At 73.2% G+C, this 21,730-nt stretch carries 24 protein-coding genes and 2 tRNA genes; 12 read left to right on the forward strand and 14 right to left on the reverse strand.

What is annotated here, in order from left to right; genetic code table 11:
* Positions 1-25 precede the first annotated feature (25 nt).
* Together G339_RS36485 and G339_RS0106635 are read left to right on the forward strand one after the other, a co-directional pair.
* Positions 26-1,816, forward strand: coding sequence for a sensor histidine kinase (locus G339_RS36485; protein ID WP_084693132.1), 1,791 nt, complete (start codon positions 26-28; stop codon positions 1,814-1,816).
* A gap of 11 nt (positions 1,817-1,827) precedes the next feature.
* The gene (locus G339_RS0106635) at positions 1,828-2,484 is read left to right on the forward strand and encodes a response regulator (RefSeq protein WP_019630292.1); all 657 of its coding nucleotides are present in this window, start codon (positions 1,828-1,830) and stop codon (positions 2,482-2,484) included.
* A gap of 7 nt (positions 2,485-2,491) precedes the next feature.
* Here G339_RS0106635 and G339_RS0106640 read toward each other — a convergent pair whose 3' ends face one another.
* The 6 genes from G339_RS0106640 to G339_RS0106665 all read right to left on the reverse strand — a co-directional run bounded on the left by G339_RS0106640 (position 2,492) and on the right by G339_RS0106665 (position 6,345).
* The gene (locus G339_RS0106640) at positions 2,492-3,259 is read right to left on the reverse strand and encodes an ABC transporter permease subunit (RefSeq protein WP_019630293.1); all 768 of its coding nucleotides are present in this window, start codon (positions 3,257-3,259) and stop codon (positions 2,492-2,494) included.
* A complete protein-coding gene (locus tag G339_RS0106645) occupies positions 3,256-4,173 on the reverse strand; it encodes an ABC transporter ATP-binding protein (protein ID WP_019630294.1) in 918 nt (305 codons plus the stop codon). Before G339_RS0106645 ends, G339_RS0106640 begins: the two co-directional genes overlap by 4 nt.
* Positions 4,170-4,823 carry a DedA family protein gene (locus G339_RS0106650; protein WP_084693133.1) on the reverse strand — a complete coding sequence of 218 codons (654 nt, stop codon included), beginning with the start codon at positions 4,821-4,823 and terminating at the stop codon, positions 4,170-4,172. The genes G339_RS0106645 and G339_RS0106650 overlap by 4 nt, the downstream gene beginning before the upstream one ends.
* A 146-nt stretch (positions 4,824-4,969) precedes the next feature.
* Entirely contained in the window at positions 4,970-5,215 is a 246-nt protein-coding gene (locus G339_RS0106655) for a DUF397 domain-containing protein (RefSeq protein WP_019630296.1), read from the reverse strand.
* Between the two features lie 15 nt (positions 5,216-5,230).
* Complete coding sequence (locus tag G339_RS0106660) at positions 5,231-5,479, reverse strand: DUF397 domain-containing protein (RefSeq protein WP_019630297.1); 249 nt, start codon at positions 5,477-5,479, stop codon at positions 5,231-5,233.
* On the reverse strand, positions 5,476-6,345 hold the full coding sequence (locus G339_RS0106665; RefSeq protein ID WP_338028913.1) for a helix-turn-helix domain-containing protein: 870 nt from the start codon (positions 6,343-6,345) through the stop codon (positions 5,476-5,478). The genes G339_RS0106660 and G339_RS0106665 overlap by 4 nt, the downstream gene beginning before the upstream one ends.
* 201 nt (positions 6,346-6,546) lie before the next feature.
* Between G339_RS0106665 and G339_RS0106670 the strand changes: the two genes are divergently transcribed.
* Positions 6,547-7,068, forward strand: a complete 522-nt coding sequence (locus G339_RS0106670) for a hypothetical protein (RefSeq protein ID WP_019630299.1) — start codon at positions 6,547-6,549, stop codon at positions 7,066-7,068.
* 710 nt (positions 7,069-7,778) lie between these two features.
* Positions 7,779-8,363 carry a hypothetical protein gene (locus G339_RS36490; protein ID WP_019630300.1) on the forward strand — a complete coding sequence of 195 codons (585 nt, stop codon included), beginning with the start codon at positions 7,779-7,781 and terminating at the stop codon, positions 8,361-8,363.
* Positions 8,364-8,986: 623 nt separating this feature from the next.
* Here the strand turns inward: G339_RS36490 and G339_RS0106680 are convergent.
* Positions 8,987-10,414, reverse strand: coding sequence for an aldehyde dehydrogenase family protein (locus G339_RS0106680; protein WP_019630301.1), 1,428 nt, complete (start codon positions 10,412-10,414; stop codon positions 8,987-8,989).
* Positions 10,415-10,438: 24 nt separating this feature from the next.
* Entirely contained in the window at positions 10,439-11,443 is a 1,005-nt protein-coding gene (locus G339_RS0106685) for an LLM class flavin-dependent oxidoreductase (RefSeq protein WP_019630302.1), read from the reverse strand.
* A gap of 58 nt (positions 11,444-11,501) precedes the next feature.
* Here G339_RS0106685 and G339_RS0106690 point away from each other — a divergent pair, with 58 nt between their 5' ends.
* Both G339_RS0106690 and G339_RS39335 read left to right on the forward strand, forming a co-directional pair.
* Positions 11,502-13,862, forward strand: coding sequence for an ATP-binding cassette domain-containing protein (locus tag G339_RS0106690; protein WP_026341213.1), 2,361 nt, complete (start codon positions 11,502-11,504; stop codon positions 13,860-13,862).
* Positions 13,863-13,908: 46 nt separating this feature from the next.
* Positions 13,909-15,342 (forward strand): serine/threonine-protein kinase, encoded by a 1,434-nt coding sequence (locus tag G339_RS39335; protein WP_051107781.1) that lies wholly within the window; start codon positions 13,909-13,911, stop codon positions 15,340-15,342.
* A gap of 32 nt (positions 15,343-15,374) precedes the next feature.
* On the opposite strand, the gene G339_RS0106700 is transcribed toward G339_RS39335, so the two are convergent.
* The 3 genes from G339_RS0106700 to G339_RS0106710 all read right to left on the reverse strand — a co-directional run bounded on the left by G339_RS0106700 (position 15,375) and on the right by G339_RS0106710 (position 17,317).
* Positions 15,375-16,097: a hypothetical protein gene (locus G339_RS0106700; RefSeq protein ID WP_157407377.1), complete on the reverse strand. Its 723-nt coding sequence runs from the start codon at positions 16,095-16,097 to the stop codon at positions 15,375-15,377.
* Positions 16,098-16,222: 125 nt separating this feature from the next.
* A tRNA-Pro gene (locus tag G339_RS0106705) sits at positions 16,223-16,296 on the reverse strand.
* A gap of 79 nt (positions 16,297-16,375) precedes the next feature.
* Positions 16,376-17,317: a helix-turn-helix transcriptional regulator gene (locus G339_RS0106710; protein ID WP_240489749.1), complete on the reverse strand. Its 942-nt coding sequence runs from the start codon at positions 17,315-17,317 to the stop codon at positions 16,376-16,378.
* A gap of 81 nt (positions 17,318-17,398) precedes the next feature.
* Here G339_RS0106710 and G339_RS0106715 point away from each other — a divergent pair, with 81 nt between their 5' ends.
* The 3 genes from G339_RS0106715 to G339_RS0106725 all read left to right on the forward strand — a co-directional run bounded on the left by G339_RS0106715 (position 17,399) and on the right by G339_RS0106725 (position 18,737).
* Positions 17,399-18,124 carry an alpha/beta fold hydrolase gene (locus G339_RS0106715; protein WP_019630306.1) on the forward strand — a complete coding sequence of 242 codons (726 nt, stop codon included), beginning with the start codon at positions 17,399-17,401 and terminating at the stop codon, positions 18,122-18,124.
* A gap of 77 nt (positions 18,125-18,201) precedes the next feature.
* Positions 18,202-18,272, forward strand: a tRNA-Gly gene (locus tag G339_RS0106720).
* A gap of 72 nt (positions 18,273-18,344) precedes the next feature.
* On the forward strand, positions 18,345-18,737 hold the full coding sequence (locus G339_RS0106725) for a hypothetical protein (protein WP_019630307.1): 393 nt from the start codon (positions 18,345-18,347) through the stop codon (positions 18,735-18,737).
* 83 nt (positions 18,738-18,820) lie between these two features.
* Here G339_RS0106725 and G339_RS41050 read toward each other — a convergent pair whose 3' ends face one another.
* Complete coding sequence (locus tag G339_RS41050) at positions 18,821-19,369, reverse strand: ATP-binding protein (RefSeq protein ID WP_157407378.1); 549 nt, start codon at positions 19,367-19,369, stop codon at positions 18,821-18,823.
* A complete protein-coding gene (locus tag G339_RS39340; protein WP_019630308.1) occupies positions 19,273-19,515 on the reverse strand; it encodes a hypothetical protein in 243 nt (80 codons plus the stop codon). Before G339_RS39340 ends, G339_RS41050 begins: the two co-directional genes overlap by 97 nt.
* 424 nt (positions 19,516-19,939) lie before the next feature.
* Between G339_RS39340 and G339_RS0106735 the strand changes: the two genes are divergently transcribed.
* From G339_RS0106735 to G339_RS32845, 3 genes are read left to right on the forward strand one after another with little or no spacing between them, the layout of a single operon-like run.
* On the forward strand, positions 19,940-20,749 hold the full coding sequence (locus tag G339_RS0106735) for a helix-turn-helix domain-containing protein (RefSeq protein ID WP_169514713.1): 810 nt from the start codon (positions 19,940-19,942) through the stop codon (positions 20,747-20,749).
* Positions 20,742-20,939, forward strand: a complete 198-nt coding sequence (locus G339_RS37520) for a DUF397 domain-containing protein (protein ID WP_026341214.1) — start codon at positions 20,742-20,744, stop codon at positions 20,937-20,939. The genes G339_RS0106735 and G339_RS37520 overlap by 8 nt, the downstream gene beginning before the upstream one ends.
* A complete protein-coding gene (locus G339_RS32845; protein WP_019630310.1) occupies positions 20,932-21,135 on the forward strand; it encodes a DUF397 domain-containing protein in 204 nt (67 codons plus the stop codon). Before G339_RS37520 ends, G339_RS32845 begins: the two co-directional genes overlap by 8 nt.
* A 22-nt stretch (positions 21,136-21,157) precedes the next feature.
* Here G339_RS32845 and G339_RS0106750 read toward each other — a convergent pair whose 3' ends face one another.
* The gene (locus G339_RS0106750) at positions 21,158-21,730 is read right to left on the reverse strand and encodes a PadR family transcriptional regulator (protein ID WP_019630311.1); all 573 of its coding nucleotides are present in this window, start codon (positions 21,728-21,730) and stop codon (positions 21,158-21,160) included.

A 21,730-nucleotide genomic window follows, 5' to 3' on the forward strand; every position in this document is an offset into this window, starting at 1 on the left:
TCGTCCGGTATGTACGTTGAATCGGATGAACGTGGGGGACGGAGTGCGGGGCCTGGCGCGGCGGCCGTCGCGGCGGGCCGTCGCGCTCGACGCGCTGCTGCTCGCCGTGCTGGAGTTCCCGCCCGTCACCGCCGACCTCGTCGTCGTCCGGCCGCACGAAGCGCACTGGTGGGCGCAGCTCGCGGGCGTCGTCCTGCTGGGCGTCGCGGTGCTGGCGTGCCGGGCCGCTCCGCTGCTGTCGCTGGTGGTCGTCGTCGCGCTGACGGCCGTCCACGGGAACTTCGCGTTCGGGCTGCCGGTCATGGCGTACCTGACGGGGCTGCGGACAGCGCGGTCCCGGCCCGTGCTGTGGACGTTCACGGTGATCGTCGTCGGCGGGACGGTCATGAACCTGCTGCGCGGCGCGGACATCACCACCTGGTTCGCGCTGACGGTCTGGCTGGTGCTGCTCGGCGTCCTGCCGTGGCTCGCGGGCCATTACTGGCGGCAGGACCGGGAGCTGGTGCGCGCGGGCTGGGACCGCGCGGCGCGGCTGGAGCGCGAGCAGCGCATCGCGGCCGAGCGCGAACGGCTGCGGGAGCGGTCCAGGATCGCGCGGGACATGCACGACTCCCTCGGGCACGAGCTGGCGCTGCTCGCCGTCCGCGCGGGCGCGCTCCAGGTCGCGCCGGGCCTCGCGGACGAGCACCGGCGCGCCGCCGCCGACCTGCGCGCCGGGGCCGCCGCCGCGACCGAACGGCTCCAGGAGATCATCGGCGTGCTGCGGGCGGACGCGGACGCGTCCGTGCGGCCCGCCCGCGAGAGCGTCGCGGACCTCGTGGCGCGGGCGCGCGCGTCCGGCGTGCCCGTCCGGCTGACCGGCGACGACGCGCCGCTGGACCTCGCGCCGATGGCGGCGCTGGCCGTCCACCGCGTCGTCCAGGAAGCCCTGACGAACGCGGCCAAGCACGCGCCCGGCGCACCGATCACCGTCCACCTCGCCCGCCCGACGCGGGACACGGTGACGGTCACGATCACCAACGCCCCACCGACCACCCCCGCCCCGAGCGCCCCTGCGCCGGGCGCCCTTGCGCCGGACGCCCTCGCGCCGGGTGGCCTCGCGTCGGGCCGCCATGCGCCGGGCGCTCCCGCACCGGGCGGCCACGAGCCGGACGCCCCTGTGCCGGACGGCCTCGCGACGGACGGCCTCGCGTCCGGCGGCTTCGGCTTGGTCGGGCTGGCCGAACGCGTCCGGCTCGCGGGCGGCGCCCTGCGCACCGGCCCGACGCCGTCCGGCGGCTTCGAGGTCACCGCGAACCTCCCCTGCGCGCCCGGCGCCGTATCGCCCGACGCGCGAAGACCCGCCCCGGGCACGAGCGGTCCCGGCGCGGCCGACCCCGGCGGAGACGGCTTCCACGCGGCCGACCTCGGCGCGGCCGATCCCGGCGCGGACGAGTCCGAGTCCGCGCGGCGGCTGGCGCGGGAGCGGCGCGCCGTGCGCCGCAGCCTCGCCACCGCGATCGTCGTCCCGGCGCTGCTGCTCGCCGCGCTGTCGGCGGTGATGGCCGGGTACTACGCCGTCGCGACGCTGAACTCGTCCCTGCCCCCGGACCGGTTCACCGCGCTCCGGATCGGCGCGGACCGAGCGGCGGTCCTGCGGGACGCGCCGCCGATGCAGCTCGTGAACCGGGAGTCCGTCCGCGCCCGGCATCCCGAGCCGCGCGGCACGGACTGCCGCTACTACCGCTCCGACGTGAACCTGCTCGGCCTCGGCGACGTCTACCGGCTGTGCTTCGCCGGGGGCCGCCTCGCCGCCAAGGACGTGCTCCGCCAGTGAAGGGACCCCGCGTGATCCGCGTGCTGCTCGCCGACGACGAGGCCATGATCCGCGCCGGAGTGCGCGCGATCCTGGCCGCCGACCCCGGCGTCGAGGTCGTCGCCGAGGCGGGCGACGGGCGGGAGGCCGTCGCGCTGGCGCTCGCGCACCGCCCCGACGTCGCGCTGCTGGACGTCCGGATGCCCCGCCTGGACGGCCTCGCCGCCGCCGCCGAGCTGCGCCGCGCCGCCCCGGACGTCGGCGTCGTCATGCTGACCACCTTCGGGGAGGACGAGTACATCGCCCGCGCCCTGGCGGACGGCGCGAGCGGGTTCCTGCTGAAATCCGGCGATCCGCACGAACTCCTCGCCGGGGTCCGCGCGGTCGCGGACGGCGCGGCGTTCCTGTCCCCGAAGGTCGCCCACCGCGTCATCACCGAGCTGAGCGGCGGACGGCTGGAGCACGCCGCCCGCGCGCGCCGCCGCGCCGCCGCCCTCACCCCGCGCGAGCGCGAGGTCCTGGCCCTGCTGGGCCGGGGCCTGTCCAACGCGGAGATCGCCGCCCGGCTCCACATCGTGGAGGGCACGGTGAAGGCGTACGTCAGCGCGATTCTCACCCGCCTGGACGTCCGCAACCGCGTCCAGGCGGCGATCATCGCCTACGAGGCCGACCTCGTCGACGAGCGCTGACCGGCGGTCAGGCATCGCGCTCGCGCAGCGCCGCGTACCCGCCCGCGAGCGCCGCGGCGATCCAGACCAGCAGGATCGCCAGCCCGGCCGCCGCCGGGTACGGGTCCGCGTCGCCCTTCATGAAGTGCCGTCCGGCGACGCTCGGCAGCGCGTCCCCGATCCGCTCGGCGATCTCCTGCCCGCCGCCGAGCAGCATCGGCAGGACGAGCAGCACGAGGAACACCGTCGTCAGCGCCCCGGCGGTGCTGCGCAGCATCGTCCCGACGCAGAGCGCGAGGACGCCGACGAGCGCGAGGTAGAGCCCGCACGCCAGCGCGTCCGCCACCGCGTCCCCGGCCGACAGATGCCCCCATTTGCCCAGGAACGGGACGCAGGCGACGGTGCCCGCCACCGCGAGCGCCGCCCCGAGCGGGAAGAACACGGCCGCGACGACCGTCGCCTTCGCCGCCAGCAGCCGCGCCCGTGACGGCACGCACGCCAGCGCCACCCGCATCCCGCCGTGCGCGTACTCGCCCGTGACCAGCAGGATCGCCAGCGTCAACGGGACGAACTGCACGAGGTCCAGCGCGTCGAGCGCGACGCCGCTCGTCGCCACGACGCCCTGGTCGTTGCCGCGCACGCTGTCGGTGTTGTTCGCCGTCACCGAGTTCGCCAGCGTCGTCGCGACGATCCCCATCAGCGGGAACGCGCTCAGCAGGCCCCACCACGTGGACCGCAGCGACCAGAACCGCGTCCACTCGGCGAGGACCGCGCCCCGGTACCCGTCGCCCGTCATCGCGCCGCCTCCCGTCCCGCGCCGTACTCGACGCTCGCGCCCGTCAGCTCCATGTACGCGTCCTCCAGCGACGCCTCCCGCACGCTCAGCTCGTACAGCGGCACCCCGGCGCGGTGCGCGGCCAGCCCGACCCGCTCCGCCGGGACGCCGGTGACCGTCAGCTCCTCCGCGCCCGCGCGCGCCACCGCGACGCCCTCGGCGGCCAGCAGCGCCGCCAGGTCCCCGGCGCGCGGGCTGCGGACCCGGACGGACGTGCGGGAACTCCCCGCGATCACGTCCGCGACCGGCGCGTCCGCGATGAGCCGTCCCCGGCCGATGACGACGAGCCGGTCCGCCGTCCGCTCCATCTCGCTCATCAGGTGGCTCGACACGAACACCGTCCGGCCCTCGGCGGCAAGCGACCGCATGAGCCGCCGCACCCACAGCACCCCGTCGGGGTCCAGGCCGTTGACGGGCTCGTCCAGCAGGACGACGTGCGGGTCGCCCAGCAGCGCGCCCGCGATCCCGAGCCGCTGGCTCATCCCGAGCGAGAACGAGCCCGCGCGGCGGCCCGCGACCTCCGTCAGGCCGACCGCGGCCAGGACCTCGTCCACGCGCCGCCGCCCGAGGCCGTTGCTGCGCGCCATCGCCAGCAGGTGCGCCCGCGCGGACCGGCCCGGGTGCGCGGCCTTGGCGTCCAGCAGCGCGCCGACCTCGGCGAGCGGGCGGCGCAGCTCGGCGAACGGCCGTCCGCCGACCAGCGCCGCGCCCGCCGTGGGACGGTCCAGGCCGAGGATCATCCGCATCGTCGTGGACTTTCCCGCGCCGTTTGGGCCGAGGAAGCCCGTGACCAGGCCGGGCTCGATGTCGAGGGTCAGGCCGTCGACGGCCGTTCTGGCGCCGAACCGTTTCGTCAGGCCCCGCAGTGTGATCATCGTTCCTCCGCGTCGTCGTGGCGTCCGACACCGTAGGAAGCGGGCTCGGGCGCGGGCAGTGCGCGATCGTCGGCCGGCGACCCCGACTTTCGTCGGGTGCGGACGTATCGGACGGCCTCCACGACCGCCGTCACTCCGAGCGCCAGGCCCAGGCCGACCGCGACGCCGAGGATCGGATCGTCCTCGAACGCCCGTCCGCCGACATAGCCGAGCAGCGTCCCGTAAAGCGCCCAGGTCACGGCCGCGACCGCCGCGTATCCCGCGAACTCGCGGGCCGGGAACCCGACCGCGCCCATCGTCGCGGTCACCGCCGTCCGCCCGCCCGGCACGTACCGGGCGACGACGAGGATCAGCCCGCCCCGCTCGGCCACCGCCCGCCGCGCCCAGCGCGGCCCCCGCCCCCACCGCCCGCCGACGACGCGGCCCAGCGCGTACGCGACGTGGTCGCCCGCGAACGCCCCGAGCGCCGCCGCCGCGACCACCGCCGCCACCTGCGGCCGCCCGTCCGCCGCGTACACGCCCGCCGTGATCACCATGCTCTCGCTCGGGACGACGGGAAAGAACGCATCGACCGCCGCCACCACGAACAACACGAGCACGAACCAGGGGGACGTCACGGCGGTGTCCAGCAACTCCATGACATCGCTCATGCCTGCGACGCTAGAAACCCGGAACTCCGCGCGGCATCACCCACCCGACCAGCGTCCACCTGCACTTTCGTCGGGGTCGCCCGCCCGCCGCGCGGCCATCGTGCCGCCCGCGCGGGCGGGCTCACGGAACGCCCCGCCTGCGCAACTCAGGCGAAGAAGTCGAACTCTCCGTTGCGTACCCCGGCGGTGAAGGCTTCCCACTCGGCGCGGGTGTAGACGATGAGTTCGGCGTCGGGGCGCTGACTGTGGCGGACGGCCACGCGGTCGCTGCCGTCCGCGAGCGGCCCAGCCTCGACACAGTTTCCGCCCCCGTTGTCGCTGAACGTACTGATGTGCCAAGCGATGCGGGCACGCTCGGTGGTTCCGAGCGTGCCCGCGTTGGTGTCGTGCATGGTCGCCTCCGAGGGTTAGGCGAAGAAGTCGAACTCCCCGTTACGTACCCCGGCGGTGAAGGCTTCCCACTCGGCGCGCGTGTAGACGATCAGCTCCGCGTCCGGGTGCTGACTGTGGCGGACGGCCACGCGGTCACTGCCGTCCGCGAGCGGGCCGGCCTCGACGCAGTTGGGAGGGCCACCATCGCTGTAAGTGCTGATGTGCCAACCGATCCGGGACCGCTCGTCTGGAGTCAGCGCGTCGCGTGTCTCGGGCTTGCTCATTCCAACTCCTCTGCCACGGCTGAGATCAGCTCAACCGAGTCTGCGGGGCCAAGGGACAGCGTGTGCAGACGATCGTATGCCTCAACCAAGCGGTCGCACTGAGGGGACTCGATGTAGACCGCCCCCTGCAGCGTGTCGGCGTGCGCGATCCGTGGGAACGGTTCCGGCATCGTGAAGATCTTGAAAGCGCCGGTGTGGCTCGGATGGAGGCCAGCCTTGAACGGGAGCACCCTGACGTCAGTGTTCGGCCGTTCGGCGCATTCGGCGAGGTAGCGAAGTTGAGCGACGAAGACCTTTGGGCTGCCCGAAGGGCGACGTAGCAACGCCTCGTCCAAGATCACGGAGATCCTCGGTGGTTTGGGTTTCGCGAGGATCGCCTTGCGTGTCATCCGCAGCTCCAACATGCGGCGGATGCTCTCGTCGTCGGCATCCCAAGCGGTGGTCCGCATCGCTGCCTCGCCGTACTCCTCTGTCTGGAGCAGGCCAGGAAACACGACGTTGTCGAACATCTGGATGTGGTCGGCACGGGACTCCAGCCAGATGTAGTCGCTGAACCACTCGGCCAGATCCGGTGCGTAGCCGTCCCACCAGCCCTTCTGCCACGCCTCCTCGCTCAACTTGAGCAGTGAGAAGCGGCGGTGCTCGTCGGCGACTCGGTAGAGATCGAGGAGCTTCAGAAGTTCGGGCGAGTGGATCGGGTACACGCCCGTCTCGTACCGGCTGACGGTGCCGGGGTCACGCTCCAGATACTCGGCCACCTCCTTGATCAGCATGCCGTTCTCCTCGCGGAGGCTTCGTAGCTGCTGACCGAGCCACTGAGCCCGGAGTGTCACCCACTGAGATCGTGCCATCACATGACTCCACATGTTGTCATTGCCCAAGCACCTTGTTCGGGCTGCGGGCGTGTGCCACTATACCGAAGGTGTGAGGCTCCTCACGGGGAGTTAGCGAAAAGGTCAAGTCGTGCGGCCGGGGGCCGGGCGGCTGGACACGGCGAGGGGCCGGGACGGTCAGTGCTTGGCGGCAGGCCGTCCCGGCCCCGGAGTGCTCGGAAGGGAGCGCATCGCATGGACGGCATCCGCAGGTCCGAACGTCCGCCTGTCTACCACGTCGGGCGGGAGGCGGCGAACGGCCCGGAGGACGGCGCCGACGACATCTTCGCGTCCGCGCTGGACCCGGTCGAGGAAGTGGCGATGGACGCGGGCCTGGTCGCCGAACTCTTCCCCGGCGTCCGGCCGAGGCTGTTCGTCCTGGTCCGCCGGCCGGACGAGGACGACGAGGACGACGGCGAGGACAACGGCCAGCCCGGCGGCCCGGTAGACGGCGACCCCGCCGACCCGCCCGGCCGCGAGTCCGCGACGGCGACGGCCGATCGCGGGCCCGCCCGGCGGGCCGACGACGGCGCGTCCGACGAGACCGCCGCCGCGTCGGCGGCCCCGCCCCCGCCCGAGGTGATCGCCTTCGGCGTCGCCCTGCCGCGCGGCTCGGCGACGACCCTCGGCACGAACGGCGGCCCCTTCGGCCAGTGGCGCAGCCCGGAGAGCGCCGCGCACCGGCTCCGCTCGGAACTGGTCTGGGTCTCCGCCTGACACCGCCGCGAGCCCCGGCCCGCCCCCTCACCGGCCCGGGGCTCGCCCCACCCCGCCCACACCACCCCACCCCCCACCCGCGCCTCGCCCTGCACCGCACCACTTTCACCCCGCACACCACCCCGCGTCCGCGCCGAGCGCTGCCCCGAGCGCCGCGTCCTGCGCGCCGCCTTGTGTCCGCGCCGCGCGTTGCCCCGCGCGTTGCCCCGCACCCCGCCCTGCGCCCTGCCCCGAGCGCCGCGCCGCGTCCGCGCCAAGTGCCGCCCCGCGCCGCGTCCGCCCCGCGCCGCGCCCGCGCCGAGCGCTGCCCTGCGTCCGCCCGAGCGCTGCCCGCGCGCTGCGCCCTGCGCGCCGCCTCGCGTCCGCGCCGAGCGCTGCCCGCGCGTTGCCCCGCACCGCCCTGCGCCCTGCGCGCCGCGCGCTGCTCGGCGCTGGACTCCGTGCCCGTCCCGCTGGCCCCTGCCCACGCCGCCCGCCGCGCGGTCTGCGCGCGGAACAGATGAAGACGGTCATCCCGTCGCTGTAGTGTTCGTGGCCGCTCTTCCGCATCCTTGTTCCGCCGCCCGGACGGTCGCGTTCACCGGCCCCGGGAAGCCCTGCGGGGCTGCGGATGCGGAAGTTATCCACAGCTTCGGGCCGGGGGTTGCGGGGGTGTCGCCGGGCCGGTCTGATGGGGGCCGATGTCCGCACGCGACGAAAGGACGGACCGTATGCGAGGCGACAGGGTCGTCGTCACCATCCAGCCGCCGGGCAGGCGCGCGGAGGTCCACGAGATCATCGCGACCAAGGCCGGCCGCCGGGTCGAGCGCGTCGTCGAGGGCGGCGTGCTCAAGGTGAGCGAGGTCAGGCGCACGGGCAGCGTGGTCTACGCCATGCGGTTCCCTATGGCGGAGGTCCTGTGCGTCGAGGAGTACCACGCCAAGTACAAGCCGGAGCCGATCAAGAAGACGCGCGTGGACGGTCCGCCGGTCGACGGCGACGTCCGCCGGGACGCCGAGGACCGCACGCGCCGCCGCGACCCCGCGCAGCCCCTCCCGCCCGCGTCCACCCGCGACGAGGCGGCCTTCCTGGAGAAGCGTCCCGAGACCTCCCGCGAGGACGCCTCCGCCTGCGATTCCTCCCGCGCGGACGACGATCCCGCGCTGATCTGGGGACGCGTCGATCCGCTGCAGCCCCCCGAACCCTGCGGTCGCGGCCCGCTGACCGTCCCGCACCGGGGCCGACTGCCGATGCCCTCCGGCTGCCAGATCGACAGACGAGCCAGACCAGCACCCCGCTGCTCCTACCACCGCTGACACGCGGCCCCACATCGAAAGGAGAACTCATCGTGCGGTGATTCGGTCGTCCAGACACCGGCGCACGGAACATTCGCCGAGCCGCATTCCCCGACCCAGAGCCAAGCGGTAGTCGAAAGCGCGGTGGCCGGAAGTGCGGTGGCCAGAACTGCGGTCATGCGTGACGCGGAGCGTCCAACGCACTCCTGCACGGTCGCGGCGGTGCCCGTCCGCGCCTCACCGGGCTGCGGGCCCCTGCGGGCCGGGCGCGACTCACATGTCGGAAGCGCCGACCAGGCCGCCGGGGCCGCCGTCCCTGCTGGAGGCTCCGAGCGCGACAGGCCCGGATCAGCGTGCTCGCCCGCACCTGACAGCCCCGGCGGCTGGCTGGCTCCGAACGGCCAGGGCGCGGATGCGTCGGCCGGGCGTCGTGTCACCGCTCGGCGACCCTGCCGAGACGGTCGGGGTCAGCGGGCTCACCCGGGTCTGGCGGGCGCGGCGCGGTGGCTGGGCCAACGCGGAGGGTTCGGCACGCGCGACCGGGGCGTCGTGTCCACGCTGCGCGGCCTGTGGAAGGGCCGAGCCCCGGCTGAGCGGCGGAGCCCCGGCCAAGTCGGCCGGGGCTCGGCGGTGAGACCGCAGGGCTAGAGCTGCACTCCCGTCAGCACCATCACCTTCTCCTCCGTGTAGTCCTCCATCGCGGACCGCAGGCCCTCGCGGCCGACCCCGGAGTCCTTCACACCGCCGTAGGGCATCTGGTCCGCCCGGTACGACGGGACGTCGCCGATCACCACCCCGCCGACCTCAAGTTCCCGATGGGCGCGGAACGCCACGTCCAGACTGCGCGTGAAGATGCCCGCCTGCAGACCGAACACCGAGTCGTTGACGCGCGCGAACGCCTCGTCCACCCCGTCGACCGGCTGGACGAGCAGCACCGGCCCGAAGACCTCCTCGCGGACGACCTTCGCGTCGTCCGGCACACCGGTGAGGATCGTCGGCGCGTAGGCCGCGCCGTCGCGCTCGCCGCCGGTGAGGATCTTGGCCCCGGCGTCCACGGCCTCGTTCACCCAGGACTCGACGCGCTCCGCGGCGGCGACGCTGACCAGCGGCCCGACCTGCGTCGCGTCGTCCCACGGGTCGCCGGTGACGAGCCCGTTCACCGCGTCCACCAGCTTGGGCAGGAAGTCCTCCAGCACCGACCGGTCCACGTAGACGCGCTGGACGGCGATGCAGCTCTGCCCCGCCTGGTAGTTCGCGAACAGCCCGATCCGCGACGCCGCCCAGTCCAGGTCCGCGTCGGGCAGGACGACGGCCGCGCCGTTGCCGCCGAGTTCGAGCGTGACGTGCTTGCGCGGCGCCTGGTCGTTGATCGCCCACCCGACCGGCACCGACCCGGTGAACGACACGATCGGCAGCCGCGGGTCCGAGACCAGCGCCCCGGCCCGGTCGTTGGGCACCGGCAGCACCGACACCATCCCGGCGGGCAGGTCGGTCTCCGCGAGCAGTTCGCCGAGCAGCAGCGCCGACAGCGGCGTCGCGGGCGCGGGCTTCACGACGATCGGCGCGCCGACCGCGACGGCCGGAGCGACCTTGTGCGCCGTGAGGTTCAGCGGGAAGTTGAACGGCGAGATCCCCAGCACCGGCCCGCGCGGCACCCGCGACACGTACGCCATGCGCCCGTCCGCGGCGGCCTCGGTGTCGAGGCGCTGCACGGAACCGCTCCAGCGGCGCGTCTCCTCGGCCGCGAACCGGAACGTCGCGACGGCCCGGTTCACCTCCGCGCGCGCCCACATCAGCGGCTTGCCGTTCTCCCCGGTGATCAGCCGCGCGACCTCGTCGGCGCGCTCGGCCAGCCGCCGCGAGACGTGCGTGAGCGCGTCCGCGCGGACGTGCAGGGGCAGCGCCGCCGCCGTCCGCCGCACCGCGTGCGCGGCGGCCAGGGCCTCCTCGACCTGCGCGGGCGTCGGCACGGCCGCGACGCCCACCGTCCGCCCGTCGTAGGGGTGGGTGACCTCGATCGACTCCTCGCCCGTCGCCGCGCGCCCCGCCAGCCAGAAAGGTGTCACGTTCATCAGCTCCCTCGCGTCCGTTTCACGCTATCCCCGGGCCTCCGGCGCGCCGGAGGCGAGGCCGTACAGTTCGGCGAGGATCTCGTAGGAGCGCAGCCGGTCCTCGTGGTGGTACACCGACGTCGTCACCATGATCTCGTCGACGCGCGTGCGCTCCAGCAGCTCGTCCATGCGTTTGCGGACGGTCTCGGGCCCGCCGATGATCTGGTCGCCGATGCGCGCGCGGATCATCTCGGCCTCCAGCGGCGAGTACGGCGTGGACGCGGCCTCCTCCGGCGTCGGGAGCGGCCCGGGGAGCCCCTGCCGGAGCCGCAGGAACTGCAGGACCTGCGGTTTCGCCATCTCCTGCGCGTACGCGTCGTCCTCGGCGGCCATGACGGACGCGGCGATCATCGCGTACGGCTCGTCCAGCACCTCGGACGGCCGGAACGACTCCCGGTACAGCGCGAGCGCCGGAAGCGTGTTCTGCGCGCTGAAGTGGTGCGCGAACGCGAACGGCAGCCCGAGCAGCCCCGCGAGCCGCGCGCTGTACCCGCTGGACCCGAGCAGCCACACCGGCGGCCCGTTGCCCGCCGCCGGGGTGACGACGCCGTCCGGCGCGAAGTAGCCGCGCAGCTCCGCGACCTGCTCGGGGAAGTCGTCGGCCGACAGCGCCTCGGCGGAGCGGCGCAGCGCCCGCGCGGTGGCCTGGTCGGTGCCGGGCGCGCGGCCGAGGCCGAGGTCGATGCGGCCGGGGTACAGGGCCTCCAGCGTCCCGAACTGCTCGGCGACGACCATCGGCGCGTGGTTCGGCAGCATGATCCCGCCGGAGCCGACGCGCAGCCGGGTCGTGGCGGCGGCGACCTGCCCGATGAGGACGGACGTCGCCGAACTCGCGATGCCCGGCATCGCGTGGTGCTCGGCCAGCCAGTACCGGTGGAAGCCGAGCGCCTCGGTCCGGCGGGCGAGGTCGAGCGTGTTGCGCAGCGCCTGCCCGGAGCTGGACCCGGACACGACGGGCGCGAGGTCGAGGACGGAGAAGGGAACGGTCATGTTCCCTTGCAACCCGGCGGGCGGCTCGCGTCTTCCCGCGCTGGGTACGGTGCAGATCATGGAGTCCGACGACCCGTTCGTCCGAATCCGGGGGGCTCGGGAGAACAACCTGCGGGGAGTCGACGCGGCGGTCCCGCGCGACGCGCTCGTCGCGTTCACCGGCGTGTCCGGATCTGGCAAGTCCAGCCTGGCGTTCGGCACGCTGTACGCCGAGGCGCAGCGCCGTTATTTGGAGTCGGTCGCGCCGTACGCGCGGCGGCTGCTGCACCAGGCCGGGACGCCGCACGTGGACGAGATCACCGGGCTGCCCCCGGCGGTCGCGCTGCAGCAGCGCCGCTCGACGCCGTCCGCGCGCTCGTCGGTGGGGACGGTCACGACGCTGTCGAACTCGCTGCGGATGCTGCTGTCGCGGGCGGGGGAGTACCCGCCGGGCGCGGAGCGGCTGGACTCCGACGCGTTCTCGCCGAACACCCCGGCGGGGGCGTGCCCGCGCTGCCACGGGCTGGGCGAGGTCCACGAGGTGACGGAGGATTCGCTGGTCCCGGACCCGTCGCTGAGCATCCGGGACGGCGCGGTCGCGTCGTGGCCCGGCGCGTGGCAGGGCAAGAACCTGCGCGACATCCTCGACGCGCTCGGCTACGACATCGACCGCCCGTGGCGGGACCTGCCGCGCGACCAGCGCGAATGGATACTGTTCACCGACGAGCAGCCCGTTGTCACGGTCCATCCCGTCCGGGAGGCGCACCGGGTGCAGCGGCCGTACAAGGGGACGTACTCCAGCGCGAAGCGCCTGGTGCTCCACGCGTACGCCGATTCCAAGAGCGAAGCGCGGCGTGCGAAGGCGGCGTCGTTCCTGGAGGCGCGGACGTGCCCGGTCTGCGGCGGTCGGCGGCTGCGGCCGGACGCGCTCGCCGTCACCTTCGCGGAACGTTCCATCGCGGACCTGGCCGCGCTCCCGCTCACCGCGCTCGCCGCCGTCCTGCGCCCGTTCACCGGCGGCGACGGCCCCGCCGGGGCGCTCACCCGCGACCTGGTCTCGCGCATCGAACCGCTGGTGGACCTCGGCCTCGGCTACCTCAGCACCGACCGCTCCGCCCCGACGCTGTCGGCGGGCGAACTCCAACGGCTCCGGATCGCCACCCAGCTCCGCTCGGGGCTGTTCGGCGTCGTCTACGTGCTGGACGAGCCGTCCGCCGGACTCCACCCCGCCGACACCGAGGCCCTGATCGGCGTGCTCGCCGGGCTGCGCGCGGCGGGGAACAGCGTGTTCTTCGTGGAGCACGACCTCGACGTCGTCCGCCGCGCCGACTGGATCGTGGACGTCGGTCCGGGCGCGGGCGCGGGCGGCGGCCGCGTCCTCTACAGCGGCCCGGTGGACGGGCTGGCCGACATCGCCGAATCGGTGACGCGCCCCTACCTGTTCGGTGAGGTGAAACAGGCCGTACGGACACCCCGCGACCCGCGCGGGCAGCTCCGATTGCGGGACGTCACCCGCCATAACCTGCGCGGCCTCGACGCCGACGTGCCGCTCGGCGCGTTCACGGCGATCACCGGCGTCTCGGGCTCGGGGAAGTCCACGCTCCTCGACGTCCTGGCCGAGACCGACGCCGTCGCCCGGATCGTCCGCGTCGACCAGCGCCCGATCGGCCGCACGCCCCGCTCCAACCTCGCCACCTACACGGGCCTGTTCGACGCCGTCCGCAAGGTCTTCGCCGCCACGCCCGAGGCGCGCGAGCGCGGCTACGGGCCGGGCCGGTTCTCGTTCAACGTCGAGGGCGGCCGCTGCCCCCACTGCCAGGGCGAGGGGTACGTGTCGGTCGAGCTGCTGTTCCTGCCGTCCACGTACGCGCCGTGCCCGGTGTGCCACGGCGCGCGCTACAACCCGGAGACGCTCGAAGTCCGCTGGAACGGCCGCAGCATCGCGGACGTTCTCGCCCTCACCGTCGACGACGCGGTCGACGTCCTCGCCGACGTGCCCGCCGCCGCGCGCTCGCTGCGCGCGCTGCGCGACGTCGGCCTCGGCTACCTGCGGCTCGGCCAGCCCGCGACGGAGCTGTCCGGCGGCGAGGCGCAGCGCGTCAAGCTCGCGTCCGAACTCCAGCGCGCCCGCCGCGACGACACCCTCTACCTGCTGGACGAGCCGACGACCGGCCTGCACCCCGCCGACGCCGACCTGCTCATGGACCGGCTGCACGCGCTCGTGGACGGCGGCGCGACCGTCGTCGCCGCCCTCCACGACATGGCCGCCGTCGCCACCGCCGACCACGTCGTGGATCTCGGCCCCGGCGGCGGTACGGACGGCGGCACGGTCGTCGCAGCGGGCCCGCCCGCCGCCGTCGCGGAATCCCCGGCCGGCCGCACCGCCCCCTACCTGCGGGCTTTCCTCCGGACGCGCGAACGGGTGGCGCGCCCGCACTGACACTCGGTACAAAAAGGGGGCAATCCCCGATCATTCCGGAGGGTCCGTGGACGTCCTCGCCCCGACCGACCCGCGCGGCGTCGGCGGCCACCGCATCACCGGCCGCCTCGGCCGCGGCGGCATGGGCGACGTCTACCTCGGCGTCTCCCCGGGCGGCCGGCCCGTCGCCGTCAAGGTGATCCGGCCCGAGCTGGCCGCCGACCCCGAGTTCCGCCGCCGCTTCCGCACCGAGGTGGAGGCCGCGCGGCGCGTCGGCGGGTTCCACACCGCGCCCGTCGTGGACGCCGACCCGGACGGCGACCCGCCGTGGCTCGTCACCGCCTACGTCCCCGGGCCGTCGCTCGCGGACGCCATCCACGAGCACGGCGCGCTGCCCGAGGCGTCGCTGCGCGTCCTGGCCGCCGGGCTCGCCGAGGCGCTCGCGGCCGTCCACACGGCGGGGCTCGTCCACCGCGACCTCAAGCCGTCCAACATCCTGCTCGCCGACGACGGGCCGCGCGTCATCGACTTCGGCATCGCCCGCGCGCTCGACGCCACCGCGATGACGCGGACCGGCGTCGTCGCGGGCACCGCCGGGTTCATGGCCCCCGAGCAGGCCACCGGCGGCGACACCGGGCCCGCCGTGGACGTGTTCGCGTTCGGCGTCGTGCTGTGCCACGCGGCGGGCGTCAAGCCGTTCGGCGAAGGGCCCGCGCACGCGCTGGTGTACCGCGTCGTCCACCAGGAGCCCGATCTGACGGGAATGCCGGACGCGCTGCGCCCCGTCGTCGCGGACTGCCTCGCCAAGGACCCGGCGGCGCGGCCCGCGCCCGCCGACCTCGTCCGCGCGTTCGCGGTGGGCGACGCGCACGGCTGGCTGCCCGAGCCGGTCCAGACGATGGTGGACCGGCGCATGGCGACCGCGCCCGCCGCGCCGCCGCCCCCGTCGTCGGTGCCGCCGCCCGCCGACGCGCCGGACTGGGTGCGGTACGCGGGCGACCCCGGCGCGTACCGGTCCCGGACGGCCGAGTACGCCGTCCTGCTCGCGCTCCTCGCGGTGCTCACCGTCGTCGCGTTCCTCGCCCACGCGACGGTCGTGTTCGTGCTGTTCGGGCTGGGCCTGCTGCTGGCCGTCCCGTTCGCGGCGCTGGAGATGCGGCGCGCGTCCGTCGTCGCGTCCGCGCCGAACGACCTGCACGTCGGGCGGCAGGGGATCGCCGTCCGGTACGGGCACCAGTCCGTCCACTACCCGTGGGAGCAGATCGTCGGCGTGCGGACGCAGCCCGCCGGAACCGCGACGGCGCTCGCCGTGCGGACCGCGCCCGGCGTCCCGCCGCCCCGGCACCGCAGCTCGGTCGGCCGCCCCTACCTGGACCAGCCCACCGACGACGGCCGGTCGCGCTGGGTCGTCGTCGCCCACCTCGACGAGTTCGACACGCCCGCCGCCGAGATCGAGGCCCTGGTCGCGCGCTGCGCCGGGCCGCGCTGGGCGGCGGGCTGACGCGTCAGAGCAGCACGGTCAGAGCAGCACAGTCAGAGCAGCGCGGCGTCGGGCGGCTCGCCGACCGCGTCCGCGTGGTGCCGGGTGCCCGCGAACACGGCCCGCCAGGCGTCGGCGCCGTCCGCCGCGACGTTCGCCGAGAAGCGGCCCTGGGCGTCCGTTTCGACGGTGTCGCGCGTCGTCCACGCCCCCGCGTCGCCCGTCCGGGACTCGATGCGCACCTTCGCCCTGGCGTATGGGACGTAGCCGCGCGTCCACGGGTCCATCCGCGTCAGCGTCCCCGACACCGCGACGCCCGCGTCCCCGGGCTCGGCCGCGAAGCCGTCCACCTTCGTGTCGCGCTTGACCTCGAACGCCTTCTTGCGCGCCAGCGCGCGCCCGGTCGCGCACGCGGTGCCGGTCGCGGTGACCGTCCAGCGGCCGCGCAGCTCGACGTCGTCCAGCGCGAACGACACCCGCGCCCGGCCCTCGACCGCTTCCCCGACGTCGGCGAAGTCGTAGCCCTCGCCCTCGGCCGCCTCGATCTCGACGAGCGCGTCCCGCACGCACGTCCCGAAGTCGACCTCGACCGAGACGGGCGCCGTCGCGCCCGGGACGAGCCGGACCGTCCCCGGATCGACCGCCACCCTGACCTTCGCGCGCCGCTTCGGCCCCGCGCTCGCCGCCCCCGCGTCCGCGACCACCGCGTCCGCGACCACCGGGCCCGCGACCAGCGCCGCGACGGCGAACACCGCCGCGATCGTCCTACGCACCATCGACCACCCCCACCGTAGATGATCTTGCTCTTTCCCCGGTGGGCGCGAGTTGACGCGGGACATGTTCGTCACCGCGAGGGGAGGGACGGGCCGGGCGTCCGGTCGGGCGGACGCCGCGGCGACGGTCGGGCTGGGGAGATTCGAACTCCCGGCCTCCGCGACCCAAACGCGGCGCGCTGCCAAGCTGCGCTACAGCCCGTCGGCGGGTTCGTGAACCGGCCGCATCGTCGCGGAGCCTATCAGGCGGGCGCGGCCCGGCAGCGCGTGCTTTTCCGCCGTTACCGCTCGGCGGACTCGCGCAGCGTCGCGGCGACCGCGCGGACGGCGTCGCGCAGCGCGTCCGGGCGGCGGACGGTGAACGGGACGCCCAGGCTCGCCAGCAGGAAGGCGGCCCCGTCGAGGCGGTTCGTGCTCAGGTTCAGCAGGGTGCCGTCCGGCGTCGGGCGCAGCGTCGCGACGGTCGGCGGGACGCGGCGCCTCACCGCTTCGGCGTCTGAGTGCAGCAGGACCTCGACGTCGTGCGCGTACGGGACGGCGGCGAGCGCGTCCGCGACGGCCGCGACCGGGTCGGCGGGCGGCGTCGTCGTCGCGGGTCCGGTCGTCTCGGCGGACACGACCCGGTCGACGCGGAACGTGCGGCGCTCCCCGCTGCGGTGGTCGTGCCCGGTGACGTACCAGCGGCCGCCGTGCAGGACGATGCCGTGCGGGTCGACGTCCCGTTCGGTAGCCGCGCCCGTCCGGTCGCGGTAGGCGATCCGGACGCGCCGGCCCGCCTCGCACGCCGCCGCCAGCGCGAGCAGGACGCCGGTGCGCGGCGCGTCCCCGTCCCGCGCGGCCGCGGTGAAGCCGAGGACGTCCCGCAGCGCCCGGACGCGGTCGCGCACCGCGTCCGGCAAGACCCGCTCGACCTTCGCGAGCGCGCTCTCCACCGCGTCGCCCGGCAGCCCCGCGCGCCGCCCCGCGACCAGGCCGAGCACGACCGCGACGGCCTCCGCGTCGCTCAGCATCAGCGGCGGCAGCCGGTAGCCGGGCGTCAACCGGTACCCGCCGTACCGCCCGCGCCCGGCGGCGACGGGCACACCCAGCTCACCGAGCCGCGCCGCGTAACGGCGGACGGTCCGCTCGTCCACCCCGAGGCGGTCCGCCAGCTCGACGCCCGTCAGGCCGGGCCGCGCCTGGAGCAGCTCCAGCATCGCCAGAACCCGCGCCGCAGGTGACACACGCCACTCCCTAATCCGGACGGACACTGCCCGGATTCAACCGTACGGTTCAGACGAACTCCACCCAGGAAGGCTTCAAGCATGGCGACATACGTACTGGTGCCCGGCTTCTGGCTGGGCGCATGGGCCTGGGACCGCGTAGCAGATGCCCTACGCGCGTCAGGCCACGCAGCGCACCCCATCACCCTGACGGGCGTCGCAGACCGCGCTTCCGAGGCATCGCCCGACATCACCCTCGACACGCACATCGAGGACGTCCTGGCAGCGATCGACGCAACGGCCGCGCGCAAGGTCGTCCTGGTAGCCCACAGCGGCGCGAACATGCCCGTGACCGGTGCGGCCGACCAAGCCCCCGACCGCGTGGAACGCATCATCTACGTGGACACAGCACCCCTACCGTCCGGCTGGGCACAGATCGACTTCCTGGACCCCGAAAAGCGCGCGGAAACCCTGGCGAAGATCGGCGACGGCTCCGTCCTCCCACCCCCACCCTTCGACCCGACCACCGACCCGCAAGCCCTGACGGACCTGACCGAAGAAGCCCTGTCCCAACTCCGCACCCGAGCAACCCCCCAACCGGCCCGCACAGCCACCGACCCCCTACACCGCCCGGCCGCACTCCCGACAACCCCCCGCACGATGATCGCCACAACGATCCCCCTAGCGGCCGTCCACAAGATGACCGCCACCGGAGCCCCAGCCTTCACAGCCCTAGCCACCCCCGGCTGGACCTTCACCGAACTCCCCACCAGCCACTGGCCGATGCTCTCCGCCCCAACCCACCTGGCCAAAGCCCTAACGACCTGACCCCCCACCCACCCCAACGCGAACCCGCCCGAAACCCTGTACCCTACGGAAGGCGATCCCCTTCGGGCCGATCGCACGCGGGCGTAGCTCAATGGTAGAGCCCCAGTCTTCCAAACTGGCTACGCGGGTTCGATTCCCGTCGCCCGCTCTCCATGATGAAGACCCAGGTCGGGGATGTTTTCCAGACCCGGGTCTTTTGTTCTTCGTGTGCCGTCGAGGGATGGACATGGGAACGCTTGCGGTGTTGGAAGTGCTCGCCGGGAACGGGGTGCTGTTCGTTGAGGACCCCTCGACCGGGTTCGGGGGCGAGCCGCCGGACATGGGGGACGGGCCGGTTGTCGTGTCCTCGCCGGGCCACCTTGTGCTGGTGGTCCGGCATGCGGTCGAGGGACTGACGTCTGTTCGTGTCGTCACGGAGAGCGCGGACGTTTCACTTCCCGTCGCCTACTACGAGGGGGAGTTCACGTCCGCGCACGGCGAGCTGGCCGTGCGGGATGTCGGGAACTGGAACCGCATCACCGTTCACGTTGGGGCGATCAGCTTTCGGCTGCGCATTTTCGCCGATGCTCTCGACGAGCCTTCGCGGTTGGAGATCGTCGTTCCCGGCCTGTGAGGTCTCGGGCGCTGGAGGCGGGCACAGGGTCGGTGCCCTTCCCAGGGGTCCCCTCCGGCTCCTGGGACGGGCGGCTTTGGGGGTTAGCGGGTGGGGAGTTCTGCGCAGACCCATTTGCCTCGCGGGGTTGTGGGGTGGATCCACTGGCGGGTGGTCAGGGCTGCGACTATTGGGAGGCCCCAGCCGCCATTGGCGTCGAAGTTTCGCGGTGTGAGGTCTAGGGATTGTGGGTTGATTCTTGTGGTGCGGCAGGTGGGGGTTTTGGGGCTGGCGTCCCAGATCGCCAGGACGATGGTTGTTGTTGTTCGGCCGAGGTAGAGGCGGACGGTTTCTGCTGGGCTGCAAGCTTGCATTGCGTTGGTGAAGAGTTCTGTGACGATCAGTTCGGCGTCGCTGATCAGGTTCGGCAGGTTCCAGGACGCCAGTGCTCTCGCGGTGTGGTCTCGGGCTATTCCTGCTGCGGCTGGGACGCTTGTCAGGTCGCGGGCTATGCCGGTCGCTCGGGCGGGCGTTCTCGTTGTCGGGACTTCGGCGGTCATCGGGTCGCCGCCGGGCCGTGCGGGGTGTGGACGCGCATTGCGGCGGTCAGAGCGTGGGCGGTCGGTGCGTCCAGGGTCGGGGCGGACGGCCATGCCGGGACCGCCCAGAAGCGCTGGGACCACGGGCCCCACCACACCAGCCAGCCGGGGTTCTCGCGTTCCATCCGCGCGGCGGCGGCTCGGTCGGCGCGGTCGGCCCGCGCGTTCGTCCGCGGCGGCCGATCCAGTGCGTGGCCCACAGCCGGACCTCCTCGTCCGGTCGTGCCCCGGCGCGCCGGGGCTGCTCGTGTCTCCGGTGCCCCGGCGGCGTTCAGGACGGGACGCGCGGAGTCCCGCCTTTCGTCCGCCGGAGTGGTCCCAACCCTCACAGCCCCGGTCACGCTCGGGAAGCGGCCGGACACGACCAGCGGCACACCACGGCCTTGATCAACTGCACCGGCGGGTCAGGTACACCGCCCGCGCCGACGAGGGCGGACGTCGGCGGCGCCGGGTGCGGGACCGTCCGGACGCGGAGCGCGGCGGTCGCGTGTTCCGGATCGACGCGCCCGGCCGCGCCGGTTCCCTTACTCTCGGGAGGCAGACGAACACCCGCTGGACGCAGCGCCGCCCTGATCGACCGCATCGGCCGATCGGACGCACCTCCCCGGAGTCGCGATGCCCGCCATGCCCGAACCGTACGACGCGCCCGCCATCGTCACGTTCGCCAAGGAGTTGACGTGGCGACGGGAGAAGGCCGAACTCAAGAAGAACGAACTCGCCAAGATCCTCGGGTTCGGCGAGTCCTACGTCGGCCAGGTCGAGAACTGCAAGAACCTGCCGTCAGAGGAGTTCGCCGACGCGCTCGACACGTACTTCAAGACCGATGGCATCTTCCACAGGCTGTGGGAACGCATCCAGGAGACGCGGCACTACTCCGTCGTGCCGCCGGGCTTCCCGGAATACTGCAGGTATGAGACGCAGGCGCTCTACATCAAGAACATGAGTCCGGTGCTGGTCACCGGACTACTCCAGATCGAGGACTACGCCCGGACGATCATCGGCGCATATCAGTCGATGGACATGGTCGACCATCTCGTCCGCGACCGGATGCAGCGTCGCGCGGTCCTCGATCGCACGCACGCCAACTTTATGATCGACGAGAGTGTGTTGCATCGGGTTGTCGGAAACGCTGAGATCATGGGACGCCAGCTCGACTATCTTCTCGAAATGTCCGAGCATCCCAATGTTTCTATCGAAATAATTCCGTCTTCCGTGGGCTTCTACCCAGGCGTCGGTGGAATGCTTATAGTCCTGGGAACTGAGGATGGAAGGACGATCGTATACACCGAGTCATCGGGTATGGGGCTGCTGATCCAAGATGCCGTCCAGGTGGCGCGCCATGTCATACGGTATGACTCGGTACGAAGCCACGCGCTGCCTGTAGAGCAGTCGCGGGCGTTGATCAGCCAAGTGAGAGGCCAGAAGTATGCTTGATCTGTCGGGTGTTTTGTGGCGCAAGAGCAGCCGAAGCGATGAGCATGGCGGGGAGTGTGTGGAAGTCGCCGCCGTCGCCGCTGCGGTGGCCATGCGCGACTCCAAGGACCCCGATGGTCCCAAGCTCGTGGTGAACCGTTCGGCGTTCACCGAATTCATCCATCAAGTGGAGGGCGAGGATCATGCTTGATCTGTCCGGTATTCGGTGGCGTAAGAGCAGCCGCTCCGACCAGTACGGTGGGGACTGCGTCGAAGTCGCAGCCGTCCGTTCTGCGGTGGCCGTGCGCGACTCCAAGGACCTTGACGGCCCCAAAATCATCGTTAACCAACTGGCGTTCGGAGCGCTGATCAACGCCGTCCACACGGGCACTCACGACCTGGCCTGAACCGCAAGTCGGCTGCCCTTCGTCAAGTACGCGGGGCAGCCGATCGCGTGCGGGCTTCGAGCACTTCAAGAACGTATTCGCACCAGCGGATGTTCTCCTGCTCGAAGGCGATGCCCCGGGTCAGCGTCAGGTATGGGCCGACGCGGTCGGCTTTGGTCAGGTAGTCCGCCTCGGTCCGGCCCGCTAGCAGATGGGCACGGGTGCGTTCGTAGTGCTTGAGTTTCCGTTCGGCGACGGCCTGCTTCTCTTGGACGGCGGCGCGGATCGACTCCGCGTCGCCGGATTCCAGCGACTGCACCTGTACCAGCAGCTCGTCGCGGATGGCGGTCGGGCGGGGGGTTCGGGCGGTGAAGGCGGTCAGTTCGGCGCGGCCCGTTTCGGTCAGTGAGAAGAGGCGCTTGTTGGGGCGGCGTTCCTGTCGCACGACGCGGGCCTGGACCAGGCCCTGCGCCTCCATCCGGTCCAGCTCGCGGTAGAGCTGCTGCGGGGTCGCCGTCCAGAAGTTCGCCACGGACGCGTCGAACACCTTGGCCAGGTCGTATCCCGACGACTCGCCCTCCAGCAGCATCGCGAGGATCGCGTTCCGCAGCGCCAT

Source organism: Actinomadura atramentaria DSM 43919 (assembly GCF_000381885.1).
In the GTDB taxonomy this organism is placed as follows: domain Bacteria; phylum Actinomycetota; class Actinomycetes; order Streptosporangiales; family Streptosporangiaceae; genus Spirillospora; species Spirillospora atramentaria.

Bases quoted from the DNA above. Each gene is read 5' to 3' on its own strand.
- G339_RS36490 (WP_019630300.1), top strand. From the start codon at position 7,779: ATGCGAGGCGACAGGGTCGTCGTCACCATCCAGCCGCCGGGCAGGCGC.
- G339_RS0106660 (WP_019630297.1), bottom strand. From the start codon at position 5,479: ATGAGCAAGCCCGAGACACGCGACGCGCTGACTCCAGACGAGCGGTCC.
- G339_RS0106680 (WP_019630301.1), bottom strand. From the start codon at position 10,414: ATGAACGTGACACCTTTCTGGCTGGCGGGGCGCGCGGCGACGGGCGAG.
- G339_RS0106640 (WP_019630293.1), bottom strand. From the start codon at position 3,259: ATGACGGGCGACGGGTACCGGGGCGCGGTCCTCGCCGAGTGGACGCGG.
- G339_RS41050 (WP_157407378.1), bottom strand. From the start codon at position 19,369: ATGGCCGTCCGCCCCGACCCTGGACGCACCGACCGCCCACGCTCTGAC.
- G339_RS37520 (WP_026341214.1), top strand. From the start codon at position 20,742: ATGCTTGATCTGTCGGGTGTTTTGTGGCGCAAGAGCAGCCGAAGCGAT.
- G339_RS0106650 (WP_084693133.1), bottom strand. From the start codon at position 4,823: ATGAGCGATGTCATGGAGTTGCTGGACACCGCCGTGACGTCCCCCTGG.
- G339_RS32845 (WP_019630310.1), top strand. From the start codon at position 20,932: ATGCTTGATCTGTCCGGTATTCGGTGGCGTAAGAGCAGCCGCTCCGAC.
- G339_RS0106670 (WP_019630299.1), top strand. From the start codon at position 6,547: ATGGACGGCATCCGCAGGTCCGAACGTCCGCCTGTCTACCACGTCGGG.
- G339_RS0106645 (WP_019630294.1), bottom strand. From the start codon at position 4,173: ATGATCACACTGCGGGGCCTGACGAAACGGTTCGGCGCCAGAACGGCC.
- G339_RS0106665 (WP_338028913.1), bottom strand. From the start codon at position 6,345: ATGTGGAGTCATGTGATGGCACGATCTCAGTGGGTGACACTCCGGGCT.
- G339_RS0106750 (WP_019630311.1), bottom strand. From the start codon at position 21,730: ATGGCGCTGCGGAACGCGATCCTCGCGATGCTGCTGGAGGGCGAGTCG.
- G339_RS0106690 (WP_026341213.1), top strand. From the start codon at position 11,502: ATGGAGTCCGACGACCCGTTCGTCCGAATCCGGGGGGCTCGGGAGAAC.
- G339_RS36485 (WP_084693132.1), top strand. From the start codon at position 26: ATGAACGTGGGGGACGGAGTGCGGGGCCTGGCGCGGCGGCCGTCGCGG.
- G339_RS0106700 (WP_157407377.1), bottom strand. From the start codon at position 16,097: ATGGTGCGTAGGACGATCGCGGCGGTGTTCGCCGTCGCGGCGCTGGTC.
- G339_RS0106685 (WP_019630302.1), bottom strand. From the start codon at position 11,443: ATGACCGTTCCCTTCTCCGTCCTCGACCTCGCGCCCGTCGTGTCCGGG.
- G339_RS0106655 (WP_019630296.1), bottom strand. From the start codon at position 5,215: ATGCACGACACCAACGCGGGCACGCTCGGAACCACCGAGCGTGCCCGC.
- G339_RS0106725 (WP_019630307.1), top strand. From the start codon at position 18,345: ATGGACATGGGAACGCTTGCGGTGTTGGAAGTGCTCGCCGGGAACGGG.
- G339_RS0106715 (WP_019630306.1), top strand. From the start codon at position 17,399: ATGGCGACATACGTACTGGTGCCCGGCTTCTGGCTGGGCGCATGGGCC.
- G339_RS0106735 (WP_169514713.1), top strand. From the start codon at position 19,940: ATGCCCGAACCGTACGACGCGCCCGCCATCGTCACGTTCGCCAAGGAG.